The following is a 16,280-nucleotide window of genomic DNA, read 5'->3' as shown; positions in this document are numbered from 1 at the left end:
GTATCCTGTAACGTTGCTTATTTCGTAGCTAGTTTAATCGATTTTTTATTGGTTGCGTGCAGCTTTAGCAAACGTTCAGTGCCTCGGAACGAGCACGATGGAATGTTCGCGAAAGCTTCACGCTACGAAACTTGACCGATGTAAGGCTCCGATTATTTGGATCGAATCGCATCCCCGAGCTGCTGCAGTAAAGCGACCGACTCTGGTGAGACTGAACCATCTTCATACATCTCCAAATTGATCGAGAGGGGCGCGCGGTTCGCTTGCGCTCTCTTGATCAATCGGGTCAATCTTTCCAGAGAGTATTTGGGTTCCGGAATGGGGGTGTCGCGTTTGATGTGTCCCCACCTCGACTCAAACACAAAGCACCGGTGCGCCATCAAGCCCTTTTGCGGGCCTGATTGCAAAACTCCGCTCCCTGGTTCCAAATCGGCAGCGTCGAACATACCTTCGCCCGCAAAGTAGTCCTGATAATCAGTCAGTCTTGGTTTAACCCACGAGTTGTAAGCAACCACTCGCTCGGGATTCCCGCTTCTCGAGGCGAGCGTCAGCTCTTTGAAAGGCGCCGTTATAATTCCGATATTTCCGAGAGTGTTATCAAAGTGGCAATTGAAATAACGCTGTCCACCATCGAACCACCAGCCATGTAACTTATCGCCGTAGCGGTCTCCGATTTCGGAAACAATCGCCATCCAGTTATCAAACAATTCTGTTTTGTCAGCCTTGTATCCACCTACTGCCTCCATCCACTCCGCGTCGATGGAATGGTTGCAGTCATAGCTATAGTGATAGTAGAAAATCAGCTTAATATCGCGTTCATGCAGGGCATCGGCGATTTCTCCAAGTAGGTCGCGCTCCGTCGTGCGTCCAGCGATCAGCTTGTCCACAGACTTGATCGGTGCCGAGATGTATTGCTCTCCCCAAGTGACGGACCAGAGCACGTAGGCTGCACCTGAGGCATCCACCATGTCGATAAACGCATCGAGCTTGAAATCGTTTACTTTTTCCTCCCAAGGCTTGATCGGACCAGTTGGGGGCGTTGCGCGATTCGTCCATTGGAACATCAAACCGTAGCCGGCGTCTTGAAGCCAATCGGCTTCCACACGCATTGATTGAGCGTCCTCAAGAAGTTCTTTTTTAACACTGGGGATGACGAGTTCAAGTGCATCGAAGTTAAATGCTTCGCTTGCGGCGACCTCCAGCCGCAGCGTATTGAGGCCGGCTTTCAATGCGATTTCACCGAGCGGAACGCGATCCCACTTAGTTTCCACCACAGTTGCGACTTTACTTTGAACGTCATTACAGGAGAGCTTCAGTTCGGCCCCCTTGCCCTCAACGATTGCATCCACCTCATATGCCCCCGCTGCCGGAGCTTCTACGGACCATTCGATAAGGTGCGGCCCTTCCCCTTTGGGAATCATCCACAAGCTCATGTAATTCATAAAGCCGTTCTTAAACCCAGGTTCGTATTTGCCGAGATTACCAGCCACGACGTTGATCGTTGCAGGATCGATCGGAAGAACCGCATACCCTTTTCGATTTTTAGGTGCAGCGCTCGCCGCGTAGTCGAACTCCTCTTGCGTGAGTTCTTGCTTCGCGGAGAGAATCGCCGCTGATGAAGCCATCATTAGAGCAACGATCGATATGGGGATAAACTTGAATTTTGAATAGCTCATTAGAGTTAGGATGATATCGATTATTTCGATCGAACGGTATCGCGTAAACGCTTGAGAAGCTCAACTGATTGCGGTGAAACCGAGCCGTCTTCATACATCTCCAGATTGATCGATAGCGGGTAACGATGCTTTTGCGCTTTAGTGACCTTTCCAACGAGACTTTTTAAGCTATGCCTCGGCTTCTCGATAGGACTATTCAATTCGATATGCCCCCATTTTCTTTCAAAGATGAAGCAGCCATGTGACATCAACCCCTTTTGAGGGCCAGATTCGAAGACGCCTTCGCCAGGCTTTAATCCAGCGGGGATGTGCGCCCCCTCGCCTCCGAAGTAATCCTGATACTCCGTCAAACGTGGCTTGATCCATGAATTGTAGGCAACCACTCGTTCGGGGTTTCCAACCCTAGACGCGAGTGTCAGTTCTTTCCAAGGGGCCGATAGAATACCCTGATCTCCGAGAGTATTATCAAAGTGGCAGTTAAAATAACGCTGCCCCCCATCATACCACCAGCCGTGTAACTTGTCTCCGTAGCGGTCGCCCATTTCAGAAACAATCGCCATCCAATTCTGATAGAATTCGGTTTTGTCCGCCTTGTAGCCGCCGGATGCCTCCATCCAATCCGCATCGATGGAATGATTACAATCATAGCCGTAGTGATAATAAAAGATGAGCTTAATGCCACGCGCATGCAAGGCATCGGCCATTTCCCCAAGCAGGTCGCGCTTCGTCGTGCGGCCCGGAATAATCGCATCCAACGATTCAAGAGGCGCAGAGATATATTGGTTTCCCCAAGTAACCGACCAGAGCACATAAGCCGCGCCGGTGGACTCAACCATGTCGACGAACGCATCGAGCTTGAAGTCATTGACCTTCTCCTCCCAAGGCTTGATCCCGCCCTCTGGTGGCGTCGCACGGTTCGTCCATTGAAACATCAAACCATAGCCGGCATCTTTAAACCAATCGGGCTGCACCCGCATCGCTAAGGCATCTTCGAGCAGGGCTGCTTTGACTGCTGACTGGGTGAGCTCGAACGCATCAAAACTAAACTTTCCAGAGGCAACGACTTCAAGCTGCAGACGGTTGATGCCCGCTTTCAAAGTAATCTCACCGATCGACATACGGTCCCAACCGTTATGCACGACCGGAATCGCCTCATGCTGAACGCCATTCGTGGAAAGTAGTAATTGTGAGCCCGTCCCCTTAACAATCGCATCGACTTCATACACGCCATCCGCTGGAGCCTGCAATGACCATTCAACATGATGCGGCCCCTTCCCCTTTGGGGATAACCACAAGCTCATGTGATTCATGAATGCATCTTTAAACTCAGGCTCATACTTGCCTAGATTACCAGCGACGACATTGATTTGCGCAGGATCGATCGGTAGCACTGCATAGCCCTTCCGATCCTTAGGCGCAGCCATCGCTGCATAGTCAAACTCCTCTTGCTCTAGCTTGGCGGAGAGCGTCACTGCTGATAGAAGTAGCAACACTAAGATACTATATTTTATTTGTTTCATACTTATTTATTTCCCGCGGATCGCTTTGCGGACTGCTTCCATGACCGCCATGCATTCTGGGTTGAAGATCGGGTGGTCGTCGGTCACATCTGCCGTCATGGCCATGTTGATGGTCACAGGAACGCCCTGTTTCGCCATCTGCTTGAAATATGCCACATACGCCTGCGTCGGTTTCTTAGGTCCTCCGATCCATTTCCCGTTCATCGGTTTCTTGGGATACCATGTATCGACGTAGCACCACCAGGCTGGATCAACATCGCCAAATTGTTTACCGGGCCCGATCAATTCAGGATTTGCCTCAGCTAGCGAAGCTCCACCGTCGCGGGTGGAGAGGTCACTGAAAGGGCTGACCGTAGGGCCCTGATTCGAGCTAAATCCGATGACCGCATCTGGATTGCCCGCTTTGATGGCACGCGCCTAACTTTCCCAGTGCGGATCGAGTGGATAATCATGCATCAGGCATCCATCCATATAGCCGAAGCCCTTGAGTTTCTTTCCATAGCGCAGGCTGCATTCACGCAGAATCGCGACCATATTGTCGTTAAAACGGGAAACATCGGCCGCCCCGTAATCCGCTCCTAAGGCCTCACGCCATGGCCCTGGATCCACCCCGTTGTATCCACTGTGCAAATAGAACAAGGTCGCGATACCGCGCTCGGCCAGCTCGTCGATGATCTCCATCAGCAGATCGCGCTCGGTGGTGCGCCCCGGCATCACCGCATCGACCGCCTGGCTCGGCGCTGGCCAGAGAAAGCCTTGATGTGTTGCGGTAAAAGTCACCCAGGCGGCACCCGTGCGTTCGACCTGATCCGCGAAGTGCTGGACATCGAACATTTTGACCGACTCCTGAAACCAGTCCGCTCTCTTTTCGTTGCGGTTCCAACCATACATATTGGCTGAAAAATGGACGAACAGCCCGTATTTTCCCTCAACCATCCAGGACGAATCCCCTTTGATTGCTTGAGCACGCTCCAGCTGTGCTTGACGCGCTGCGGGCGTTCCCAGCTCGATCGAGAAAAGCATGAATTGCCCCTGATCGATATGCGTCGCTAAACCTTTATTTTTATTCGATGGCTTGACGGTAGAGTCCGGCAGGCGAAACGTAATTTGATTTACACCTTTTTTGAGAGAAAGCACGCCTGGGACGTGCTGACGCCAATTCCGCGGAGCTTGCTTCCATGTTCGCTTCAGCGAAGGCGTTGTGATGACGGCATCGCCGCTTTTGAACTCCATGGTCTGCACGTCGGGTGAAGCAAAGATGATGCTCAGAGCGTAGTCATCGCTTTCCGGTGCATCCACGTAAAACGTCAGTTGATCATCTGCCGCATAGAACCCTGCCACCCCGTGCTGGCCGGTCATCCCCCTACCTGCGTATATGTCCCCTGCTGAAGCAGCACGTGCCGCAACAATCGTGGTCAAATCATTCAGCCGCAGCTTGACCGGCAGGGATGCCGGATCCGCACGATACCACTGACCAGTTCTCAACGAGTCTGACTGCCCGGGATCTTCCGCCAATTCCTTGGCGTGCAGTGTGAGTGTAGCGGCTTGAAGGCAGACTAGTATGCCTGCAAGTAGTCTTTTAGTTTTCAAAATCAATTGTTTTGGGGCTTTGAATATTTCCGGATAAATTCCAACACAGGCGTCGGATCTTTCATGCCGTGCGAATGGCCTTTGTCTTCAACAATGACTGTAATCTCTCCACCGAGCGCTTTGTAGCGCTCTTCAAGGATCGCATCATTCTCCTCATAGGGAACCGCGGGGTCTTTGCTCCCGCACACCGACAAGATCGGCACGCCGGACTTCGCCAAGGGCTCCAGTAAATCAATCGGGCTCTCCTTTGTTTTAAGAGCTTCTTCGTCGGTTGTGTATCCGAACTTCTTCTTGAAACCTGCCCACGATGAAGCGGCACCGCTGGCGAATGAATCATTTCCAGGGACGAGTTTCCCCGCCGGCCAGCTCAAGACGTTTAAGACGCCATTATCAACATAGATACTGTTCACCTTCTCTGGGTTCTCTGACGCCCAACGAAACAGTGACAAAGTGCCACGACTCATCGACGCCATCGAGCAAGTCTTCGCAAAACCATATTCCTCTGTCAGGAGTGCATACGCGGCATCGATATTCGCACTCCCTTTCGGATGCCCCGCTACGTCGCCGTGAGCGAGCACGACATAGTAACCCTCATCAACGAGCTGCAGGTCAGTATTGCTGAATTGCTTAATCGCTTCCCAAAACAAGCTTCGCCACAGCCAAGGTTTGCCAGGCGCTGGATTTTTCGGACAGATGATCGAGAAGTGGCCGCTCTTTGTTTTGATCCGGTCGTAGCGGTCATATCCGCGGAAATCTGATTTTTTACCGGGAAACAGCATCGCTTCATCTCCGCTTCCAGTATCGCCACTCTGCTGCACTACTTGAATCGCGTCGAACCACTGCTTTGCCATGGTGTCATTGCCAGTTGCGTTCGGGTGTAGGTTGTCGCCGCGCATATTCGCCTCATACGCGGCATCGATGGCTTTAAACTGATCCACCATCGTGATCGCATGCCCTTTCGCGCGGTAGTCTAGAACGATGCGTGGCACCGATTCATTAAAGATCATGACATTAGTGCGATCCGCTTCAATACGACGATTCGGTGGAATCGTGCCCAATAAGACTTTAGGCTGTCCGATATTGGGCAGTGCATAAATCTCATCCAACAAGCCTCGAAGTCGTTGAGGGCCGTTATCCAAATCGTAGCCATGGCCGACATCGTTGGTGCCCAGCATAATTAGAATCATATCGGGTTTCACCGTGGCTAAGCGACCTTGTCTCCAGGCAGTTGGCAGAATTGTCCTGAAACCGCGACGCGTCGCATCGCCAATCAAAATCCCAGAGACACCGGAATGATAATGATAGAGATTATCCGCAGGCGATGCCCCAGTCGCGGGCAGGCCATCCACATTGCGAGCATGGTGCCCCGTATAGCTGAAGCTATAGCCGTTCGCCTTCAGCAAATCGTAGAGTGATTTACGCGGTGAACCCTGCGCATCGCCATCCGCATTACTCTGTGTAATCGAATCGCCAACGAACCAAATCGCACCTAGATCCTTGTCCGAAGCAGCACTTTTGACGGCCTCAACCACTTCAGAGGGCTGCACGCCCGACTGCAAAAAGGACACCTTATCAGATGCAGTGATACTTTTCTTAGAAAACACCTCTTGGCGGTTTGCATCCAGCACCTTGAGTGTAAAACCGTCGAGCCTCTGCCCATGGCTGTCGGTTCGGTTATAGACGATAATCGCTTCAATGTTTGCCATGCTCCCAAGATCCACTTCCCACCAAGGGTTGGCTTCAGTGGACGTGTGCGAAACCGAGTCATTAAAGAAATCGCCGTTGGCCTTACCGTCCACGGCACGGGTGGCTTCGCCCGAATAAGCGACAGAGGACTGTGTCGCCTGCTGATTCAGAGCAAGGTTGACTCCCTTTTCAAACACGCCCACTTCAGCCAGCGCTAAGGTTCGATTTTCGCCGGGCAACTCAATCCGAACAATCTGCCCACTTACTTTGGGTAATTCGCCTGCCATCACCGTAAAGGGCAACGACAAGATCCATAGAATGGAGAGGAAACGGGGTAATGAATGCATATTTGTGTATATGTTCTGAAGCGAACCAGAGAAGGCTAACTACGAATAGTTGAGAGGTATTTCCTTAAAAAAAAGAGAGTCCCCTATTATAACGATATTCTGAGCGCTGCATACCCCTCGTTTACGGGACAGGAACTCTTCTCTGTATTGATATGAGCGTAATGGCTGCAGTTCGATTTTTGATATCGCTACCTCGCAATATTTCCCTTCCAGAGCTTGATCTGATTGACGGGTATGTCGTTTGCCTGTTTTGGGCCTTCCGTGCTGCGACCATTCGCAACATCTTCTTTGAGCTGAGCCATGAGCGTCTCAACCACTTCAGGATTTTTCAGGTAGAGGTTGTTTTGCTCACCTGGATCAGCTTCCAAGTCGTAGAGTTGTCCTTCAGGTGCGTCGGCCACATTGGCCAGAGCCTTTTCGGTCGGAGCCGTCCAGCCAGCCGAGCCTTTCGCGAGCAAAAGCTTCCACTTTCCCTGACGATACGCAAAGTGCCCGCTCACACTGTGATTGATGATGCCCTTACGAGTGAAACTCACAGGTTCTCCGCTAAAGAGTGGCAAGATGCTTTCACTGTCTTCGCCGGCATTTTCCGGCAGTGACTTGCCCACCAGTTCGGCACACGTAGCGAGTAAATCGGTTTGGCAAGTCAGTTCGTCGGAGACACTCCCTGCTTGGATCACTGCTGGCCATTTAACGAGGAACGGCACGCGATGGCCACCCTCCCACAAGTCTGCCTTCGAACCACGGTATTGCGCGCTAGGAAAGTGTCCTTGCTTCTCTAAATTGCTGATGCCTGCCGCTTTGGAGCAACCATTATCACTGGTTACGATCAGTATGGTATTGTCTGTAATCCCCTTTGCTTGCAGCGCGTTGACGACTTGCCCGACGACATCGTCAGTTTGCATCATGAAGTCGCCATATTGGCCAAGACCACTTTTCCCCTGCCACTTTTTAGAAGGAACAATGGGCGTATGCGGCGATGGCAACGGCATGTAGATAAAGAAGGGCTCATTACCCTGGTAGTCGGTGATATATTCGACGGCCTCCGCCGCTAGTTTGTCCAGCACATCAATCGCTTCAAAGTCCTCGGTCGCTGGCCCAGGACGACGAAACGCTTTGGCATGTGTGCCTTCGCCGACCCAGTTGCGATTACGAATCCAAACATAAGGAGGGAAATCGAGCGATGCGGTAATGCCAAACCAGGAATCAAACCCAAGATCAACGGGACCGCCTTGAATCGTTCCTTTCCAATCAATATTGGAAAGTTCAGCCGGAGGAAAGGCGCCCTTCCCCCTTTTCGCACCGAGCCCACCGGCAGGGCGTGCTTTTTTACCGTCGATCGTCGCGATCTCTAGCCCCAAGTGCCACTTGCCAATCATGGCAGTGGTATAACCATTGTCACTGAGAAAGCTCGGCACAGTCATGCGAGTCGTCGGAATCAGCGGAAGGTCGTAGCCATCGAGCACGTGTTCCTGTTTCCATGTGCGCCAATTATAGCGACCAGTGATGATACCGTAACGTGTCGGCGTGCAGACCGAGGAGGTTGTGTGCGCATCAGTAAAGATCATGCCCTCTGCTGCGACGCGATCCATGTGTGGCGTAGCGATCATGCCTCGCTCCGGATTGAGGCACTGCACATCGCCGTAGCCCATATCATCGGCAAGGATGTAGACAATATTAGGCGGACTGACCGCAGCGACAGACGAAAGGGCTGCGAGGCAGCTTGCGAGAATGGTGAGGATTGGTTGTTTCATATAAAAGTTGGTTTAGTTGGTGTCACTCTATTGTGCCAGATCGACGACAAGCGCTTGGCAACGTTCGCGGTGAGCTTTAAGAACCGAGGCATATTCCGGATTGGTGGCCAAATTCGTCTGCTCTTTCGGATCTTTACTTAGATCAAACAGCTCTTCGTAAATGGGCTGCTCGCCCTCGATGGAAGCATCGGGTAGATACGCCTTGCGATCGTTTTCACGACTGAAGTAGCGGATATACTTAAATTGTTCGCCGCGCACCGACTCGGCACGGGGGTATTCCTGGTCGGTGAAAAGATTCTCAAGAAACACATCTTTACGCCAATCAACCGACTGACCTTCCAATAACGGAACAAGGCTCTGACCTTGATACGTTTCCGGCACCTTGACGCCACACATATCCAAAATAGTCGCAGGGATATCTTGGCCGACCACAAGCGAATTCAAGCGCTTGCCTGTTTGTGAGGATTCCATGAAGGGCGAATAGACCAAGAGCGGCACATGGACGGACTCCTCGTAGAGCATGCTCTTGCCGCTGATACCATGTTCACCGTAGATTAGACCATTATCCGAACAGAAGATAATGATCGTATTCTGATCCTCACCGAGTTCGACTAGCAGCTCGCGAAGGTTCTTGATAAAAAGGTCGACTCCATAGACTGCACGAGCGGTTCTCAACTTCGTGCTGCGCAAGGCCTTCCCGTTCAAGCGGTAGTAGCCCGGCATCTTGGCAACAGTCAGCACCTCTGCCGGAAACAAGGGCGTATCGGTCGGCACGATAATCTGCTCCTGTCGATCTTCGTAAAGAGTTGAGTAAAACTCAGGGTCACTCGGCTTCGACCCCATACCTCCAAGACTGGCTTGGTGAGGTAAGTTAAAGTTAATCCATGCGCAAAATGGTTTACTGGGATCACGCTGCGCAAGAGAATCTTTGATCGATACATCCGCGTTCTCAAAGAAGTAGTCGAATGCATTCCCAGGTTTCAGATACGCTTGGGTCGCCTCAAAGAGGCCTTCAATTTGAGAGAGATGTTTTAGATTCGAAAACGTCTTATCAGATTTTGCAGGGTGAAAGCCGAGGTGCCCTTCACCATAATAGCAAAAATCGATATTCTCTTTCAGTGGTGTATTACTGCGATCGGCAATCTTAGTATGATGCTTGCCAATGAAAGCGGTCGAATACCCGGCCTGCTTGAGCTGCATCAAAAAGCTATTCGCAAAGACCTCCTCTGAAATGATGTTTTTCGAGACGTAGTTAAACCCAATTCGGTTTTTACGCTCCCATTGCCCGGTGAAAATATTGGCACGACTCGGCCCGCAGATCGGGCTAGTCACAAATGCCTGATCGAAGAAGACCCCCTCCGCTGCCAAGCGATCGAGATGCGGCGTTTCCGTGATCGGGTCTCCCGTCATACGCAACGAGTCGTAGCGTTGATCATCCGAAAAGACGAAGATGACGTTCGGTCGAGCACTCGCATGCGCAAAAGCAGAAAGCGCCGCCAGAGAGGTAACTAGAAAGGATATAACTGTTCTTTTCATGATGACTTTCATTGAGGCTTCTTAGTTAGGTCACTTGAAGCTCAGTGACACTTTATCGAGTTGGGGCTTGGAATCGTTCTTGGTGAGATCCGTCAGGCGCACTTCAAACTGAAAGCCATAGCCTTCCGGCAGACTGGTGAGATCCAGTTGCGCAGGTGTCTTAGCTACTTGCTTAGCAAAGCCTGAGATGGCGGCGTAGCTCTCATTGACTTCCTGCCAGTCTGTCCATTGGTCAACTGATCCGTCGTTGTTGGTATCCACGCCAACACGCAACTCGACGCCCTCCACCCAAGGTCCAGGACTCACAAAATCCTGCTTCGTCTGAGTGATCAGATAGAATTCCCCTTCCGCGAACATAATGTCCGGATCAGGATGCCCTGCTCCGACATTGCCACAGAATGTGAACTGTTCATTGATGTCGGAAGAGGTAAACCACGCGACACTCATTGAGTTTTTGCCACCATGAGCGGTGGCCGGATCAAAATCACAAAAGAGATAATACTGACCACCGATGGAGATGGATGCCCAATCACCATATGCATTCTGCTCTGGTTCATGGATTTCGTATGTGGCATAGGCACGAATATCTCCTTTTTTCATTCGATGCTGTGGAATGTCCTCAGGAACAGGCTTGGTCGGAAATTGATCCTTCCGGCTACTTGAGTGCCAATGCGGATGGAAATACTCGGCGAACTTGCCAGTGGGAGTCGTGCGTTCATCGACCGCTGGAGGCAGTATCTCGAAATCTCCTTTTCCATCTTTACTGACCGCATGCATCGCAAGTGGCGAATCCCACGCGTGAGTGGACGGGTCGAGCGGACTCCAGTCCTCGAGAATCATATGAAAGTTCCCATCCAGATCACGGATCACCGCACAATCAGAACCATGCGATGGATCTAAAAAGGCCAAGCCCATACCTTCGCCCGGCTCGCCATCCGTTAGATCACTATCAATCACTAGGTGCGGATCCTCATCATTTGGGAAATCATAATAAAAATAGGCGTTCCCGTCTACCAATTCAGCGGTGGTCACGAGCCCAGCCTGCGGCGGAGTCGCAGCACCATGAAAGACCCAATTGACCATATCTCGGCTTTGCCAGCCATAGTAACCGCCAGGTTTCCCCTTCAACCCTCCGGGTGCAACGAAGAGATTCGGAATCTTTGTGCTCATGAGTGGAATATCAAAACCCTCCAACTCCGCAGCCGCAACTGGCTTTGAATTTTCGCTACGCTTGTAGCGACCGAAGAGCCAGTAGTTATCCGGCCCCATACGCAGAAACACAGGTGCATCACCTACATTACCAGGACCGATCTGTCCGACAGGACTCCAGTTCAGCCATGCCGTTGATTGATCAATCGTGATCGACTTCGCGGAACGTTTTTCGTCAAAGGTTTTCAGCGCGCTTTGAAAGGTCGCGGTCTTTGCCGTTGGCGTAGCCAAGCCATCTTTAATCTCAAGACTGGATTGGTTGGCAACATTTGCCTCCCAGTCGTCTTGTGTATCAATCACCCATTCACTCGCAGAGGCAAATAATGGAGTTAGAGCTAGAATTGTCAGTGTGGAGTATTTCATAGTATTCAATTTTATATAAAAGTAGGTCTATCGCAGACTTACCAGACAACGAATAAGCGCTCATAGTCAGTCAGTTGCAAAAGATGGAACCTTCAGCCACTAAGATAGACATCTAGATTCAACATGAGCTAAGGATCTCTACGATACTAACAGAATAACAGTGCCTGTATACCCCCTCATTCACGCTATTTCCGTAATACAAAACGCTCGCTGCCCGCGCCGAGCACAGGCTCAAATGCACCCCACTGCGTTGCGGTCGCGTGTGGATAGAGCGTTAAATGGCCAAAATTACGTTAGGCTAATGCTGTTCGCGTCCGTGACGATCTCAAAAGACTAAGCATACTTGCTCTGTCCAAGATTCGGCGGCGTCATTAAGAAAAAACCAAAGAAGATCTGCACCGAAGAAAAAAGTGCCGACCCCGACACCCAATCAATGCGCGCCGTCACCCGATTTCTTGCCTTTTGCTTTAGGGAAATCCGCTTTAGCTAATGAAGTCATCGGGTCTCCCATCGCATCCATACTGTCTTCCAGTTGTGCGGTGAGTTGTTGCACCTTTTCCGCGTATTCCGGATTGTCGGCGAGATTATGCATTTCCATGGGGTCTTTCTTTACATTGAACAGCTTCACTTTTTTCAATTGCGGGTAAGCGATTAGTTTCCAATCACCGCTCAGCACCATGCGCTGCGTATTGATGTAGGCACCATAGATTTTGTCATAGCTCTGAGTCGCGCGACCATCGAGTAACGGCAACACACTCTTATAATCAATGAACTCCGGCGCAGCCTGACCGCTGATTTCCAGCGCAGTCGCCATCGCATCTTGAATGTAGATCGGCGCATTAATCTTTGTGCCAGCCTCGACACCTGGCCCCCAGACGATGAAAGGCGCACGCATGGCATCTTCATACATATTCTGTTTGCCGACTAAGCCGTGGTGCCCCACCGACAGTCCGTGGTCTGCACTGAAAATGATCCAAGTATTATCTGCTTTGCCACTCGCTTCCAATGCCTCCAGAATCCGTCCGATCTGCGCATCCATATGGGTGATGCTCGCGTAGTATTCCTGACGATTCACTTTGACCGCAAATTCTGTGCGCGGAAACGGCATCAACTTTTCGTCGCGAATAATGGGCACGCCTTTCGGCCCCTGATCCGGATATTTCGGAATATAGTTTTCCGGAAGCTGAATGCGCTCCAGTGGATACATGTCGATATACTCTTTCGGTGCCTGACGCGGATCGTGCGGCGCATTAAAAGCAACATACATAAAAAATGGCTGCTCGCTGTCGGCCTGCTCTTGCAGATAGGCCACGGTCTCATTTGCCAGCACTTCACTCCAGTGCGTGCCGCCTTCCCAGAAACCACCCTGAGCCTTGTCCCACGGCTTCCACCCCGTCGCATAATCGGCTTCGTCCTTAGGACGATTATAGCCAGCGGGCTTTTGTTTCGGCATGCCGGCGCGCACCTTGCCTGTGCGATCAAACACCTTCGGTGCACTCACTCCGCCCACATGCCACTTGCCACTCATATAGGTTTGGTAGCCTTGCTCAGCCATTAACTGTGACCAGGTCGGACGTTTCCCTTGGGCACATTCGCGAGCGTCATCACTCGCCTGCCATAAGAAGCTCCCCGTATTGAGACAGGCGCGACTCGCCATGCAAACCGCGCCCGACCATGAGCCCATATTATAGGCGTGGCTAAAACTGGCACCTTCATTGACTAAGCGATCCAGATTTGGAGTGTCGATATCCGTCAACCCGTAGGCTCCGATTGTTTCATAGGACTGATCATCCGCAAAGATGAAGAGGACATTCGGCCTGTCCTGAGCGGTGCTGAGCTCCGTCGAAGTAGCCTGTCGAAGTGGTTTTTCACTCGCGGCCTGCGCAATCCCAGCAAGGGCAATCAGGGCTGTCAGAATAATAGCTGTCTTCATCAGTATACGATTCCTCGAACTATTTATTATCTACAAAACCGTGTGCGGTCAGGAATTCGATGCTGTCTTGCAAGCTCAGGTCATAGTCGTCATCCCCCTTTTTCTTGCGAAAGAACGAGCCATTAAAGAAGCCATGCCCTTTGCCTTCAAATGAAACGAGCACACATTCATTGCCTGCATCGTTCATGAGTTTGGTAAAGCGCTCCGCATTCTCAAACGGCACGGTCTTATCCGCAGTGCCGTGCATCACGAGCGTCGGCACGATTCCTGCCCTCACCTGATGGCAGGGCGATAGATCCGTTTGTTGCTCAGGCGTGAAATTCTTCGCACCATAGCCTTTGTCGGTTGTATCCAACACTGGATTGTAGGCGATCATCAGGTTGGGAACGGAACTGACCTCTAGATCCTCGCCGTCTTCCTCACAGCCTTCGATCACACCTGTGCAGAGCGCCACATGCCCGCCAGCGGAACCACCGGAGGCGACGATACGATCGGGGTCGACGCCCAGTTCAGCAGCATGAGCTCGCACCCAGCGGATTGCAGACTTGCCGTCTTTCACACATTCGAACGGCGTGGTTTGATTGCGACTCTTCACCCGATATTCGGCTGAGAATGCGACGATGCCCAGATCAGCCATGTCGCGCGCTTGTTGATAAAACTGCTTTGGGTCACCGCCCTTCCAACCACCGCCGAAAAAGAAAACAATAGCGGGTCGATGATCAGATGCCTGTAAGCCCTCAGGTTCAAACACGTGCAGTTTCAGCTCCACCTCACCGACGGTTTTGTAGAGCAACTCACGATCTGGTTGTATCTCAGCTGCCTGCATCGTCGCCGCGCTTAGTCCGGCACAGACAAACAGCAGCACATTTTTGATAGATAGTTGTTTCATATTTATTTCTAACAGTTTTGGGTATTGAGGTGAACCACCGTTAGTAGTTCAGCGTGCCGCCCTTTTTCGGCTTCCCCTTGTTCTCTAACCACCACTCGCTCGGGCCTTCCGCTTGAATGTCTTCCCAAGTCTCAAACATAGTCTTTTTAAGCTCGTCCAGCTTCTCTGGCATAGTCGCCGCGAGGTTATTCGATTCGGTCGGATCTTTTTCGACATTGAATAGCTGGAACACATCCATGGTGTCGTTGCTCACCAACTTCCAATCGCCAACGCGCACTGCGACACGACTACTTGGGGTAGAAACGTGTGTGCGCCAGAAAAGTGGCGTCTTGCGCTCGATCGGTTGGCCAGAAAAAGCGGGCACCATACTCTCGCCGTCAATTGTGCGATCGGTCGGTAGCGGCACGCCTGCGGCTTCGAGCACTGTCGTAAAGATGTCTGAGCCGATCACTGGAATCGTGCTCACCGTGCCTGGCTCAATATGCCCTGGCCAGCGCACGATGCCTGGCACGCGAATACCGCCTTCGAGATCGTCGCGCTTGCGCCCACTGAGTCCGCCAGTGGAGCCTCCTTTTGCCCCACCTTTTCCTTCTGGGCCGTTATCGGAGGTAAAGATCAATAAAGTGTTATCAGTTAAGCCTTCTGCATCGAGGGCATCCATCACTTCACCCAGAGCAAAATCGAGCTGAGTAATGTTGCCATAATACTTGGCGTTCTGATCCTTGCCGTAGGGCTCTAAAAATGGCTCATCGGTCGCAATGGGATGGTGCGGTTCGTGCACCCAGACAGACAATACAAAGGGCTTCTTCGGATCACGAATGTCTTCGAGCCAGTGAATCGCCTCTTTCGCGACGAAAGGTGCGGAGAAACCATTCACTTCGCCCACGGGCTCGCCGTTGCGGATGAAATTTTTAGGATTCTTATGGCTGGGAGCCGCATTGTTATGCGTGGACATCCAATAATCGTAGCCATGATCTCCAGGCTGCGGATACTCGGGATTGTTAAACTGCTGCTTAGAATTTAGGTGCCACTTGCCGACGTGGCAGGTTTCGTAGCCCGCAGCTTGCAAGAGTTTCGGATAAGTGATTTCGGAAGCACGCAAGTGCGCAGGACCATTCCCAGAGAGATGTGCCCAGACGCCATTGCGATACGGCGTGCGCCCTGTCAGGATGGCGGAGCGTGACGGCGAGCAAACCCCGCACGCGGCATAGGCCTGGGTGAAGCGCACGCCTTGTGTCGCGAGCTTATCGATATTGGGGCTGACGATCTTATCGCTGCCGTAAACGGCCGAGTCGCCCCAGCCCATGTCATCGGCGAGGAAAACCACGATGTTCGGTCGCGTATCGGCGGCAGACAGCCCTACAGCCAGTAACAGGCCGCAGACTAAAGTAGATAATAGGGGGTAATGTCTCATTCACAGATACTATCACACTGCCATTTTTCAGCAATCATGCGTTTACGCGATAAATGCCCAGCAAATGCTTGAGTTGTCTTGGTCGGCAGTAAAAGCGTGCATCCATCTGCTGTTGACTAGTCTCTTGTCAAATTTCGTAGCGTGAAGCTTTAGCGAGCGTGCGTCGTGCTGGCTTTCGTGCTAAGGCACTGAACGCTCGCTAAGGCTGCACGCTACCAATATCCGATTCAATTAGATCTGAAAAAACGTTACAGGATACTACAGGAAAGTGGCTTAAATCAGTGCCATTCGGCTCTCGGTCATTTCCTGTAGCACTCCACTCTATCAATTAAACGAAAAAGCCCGATCATTAAGAGGATCGGG

The 16,280-nt window shown here is 51.6% G+C and carries 11 protein-coding genes; all 11 read right to left on the bottom strand.

Translation table 11 applies throughout. The features are described from left to right. Window positions 1–152: 152 nt before the first annotated feature. The 11 genes from GZZ87_RS18025 to GZZ87_RS17975 all read right to left on the bottom strand — a co-directional run bounded on the left by GZZ87_RS18025 (window position 153) and on the right by GZZ87_RS17975 (window position 15,917). Window positions 153–1,676, bottom strand: coding sequence for an alpha-L-fucosidase (locus tag GZZ87_RS18025; protein ID WP_162025956.1), 1,524 nt, complete (start codon window positions 1,674–1,676; stop codon window positions 153–155). Between the two features lie 20 nt (window positions 1,677–1,696). Continuing rightward, on the bottom strand, window positions 1,697–3,196 hold the full coding sequence (locus GZZ87_RS18020; protein ID WP_162025957.1) for an alpha-L-fucosidase: 1,500 nt from the start codon (window positions 3,194–3,196) through the stop codon (window positions 1,697–1,699). Window positions 3,197–3,202: 6 nt separating this feature from the next. Continuing rightward, a complete protein-coding gene (locus GZZ87_RS18015) occupies window positions 3,203–3,481 on the bottom strand; it encodes a hypothetical protein (RefSeq protein WP_162025958.1) in 279 nt (92 codons plus the stop codon). A 132-nt stretch (window positions 3,482–3,613) separates the two neighbouring features. Next, window positions 3,614–4,786, bottom strand: a complete 1,173-nt coding sequence (locus GZZ87_RS18010; protein ID WP_162025959.1) for an alpha-L-fucosidase — start codon at window positions 4,784–4,786, stop codon at window positions 3,614–3,616. A 2-nt stretch (window positions 4,787–4,788) separates the two neighbouring features. Next, a complete protein-coding gene (locus GZZ87_RS18005) occupies window positions 4,789–6,819 on the bottom strand; it encodes a GDSL-type esterase/lipase family protein (protein WP_162025960.1) in 2,031 nt (676 codons plus the stop codon). A gap of 188 nt (window positions 6,820–7,007) precedes the next feature. Next, on the bottom strand, window positions 7,008–8,573 hold the full coding sequence (locus GZZ87_RS18000; RefSeq protein ID WP_162025961.1) for an arylsulfatase: 1,566 nt from the start codon (window positions 8,571–8,573) through the stop codon (window positions 7,008–7,010). A 27-nt stretch (window positions 8,574–8,600) separates the two neighbouring features. Then, entirely contained in the window at window positions 8,601–10,109 is a 1,509-nt protein-coding gene (locus tag GZZ87_RS17995) for a sulfatase-like hydrolase/transferase (protein ID WP_244648068.1), read from the bottom strand. A 30-nt stretch (window positions 10,110–10,139) separates the two neighbouring features. After that, entirely contained in the window at window positions 10,140–11,681 is a 1,542-nt protein-coding gene (locus GZZ87_RS17990) for a hypothetical protein (protein ID WP_162025963.1), read from the bottom strand. Between the two features lie 430 nt (window positions 11,682–12,111). Beyond that, the gene (locus tag GZZ87_RS17985) at window positions 12,112–13,614 is read right to left on the bottom strand and encodes a sulfatase-like hydrolase/transferase (protein ID WP_162025964.1); all 1,503 of its coding nucleotides are present in this window, start codon (window positions 13,612–13,614) and stop codon (window positions 12,112–12,114) included. Window positions 13,615–13,633: 19 nt separating this feature from the next. Further along, complete coding sequence (locus tag GZZ87_RS17980) at window positions 13,634–14,503, bottom strand: alpha/beta hydrolase (RefSeq protein WP_162025965.1); 870 nt, start codon at window positions 14,501–14,503, stop codon at window positions 13,634–13,636. Between the two features lie 40 nt (window positions 14,504–14,543). Next, complete coding sequence (locus GZZ87_RS17975) at window positions 14,544–15,917, bottom strand: sulfatase-like hydrolase/transferase (protein ID WP_162025966.1); 1,374 nt, start codon at window positions 15,915–15,917, stop codon at window positions 14,544–14,546. Between the last annotated feature and the right edge of the window lie 363 nt (window positions 15,918–16,280).

The sequence above is a fragment of the Lentimonas sp. CC4 genome (genome assembly GCF_902728235.1).
Lineage (GTDB): Bacteria > Verrucomicrobiota > Verrucomicrobiia > Opitutales > Coraliomargaritaceae > Lentimonas.
This window is presented reverse-complemented; position numbering and strand designations above follow the sequence as displayed.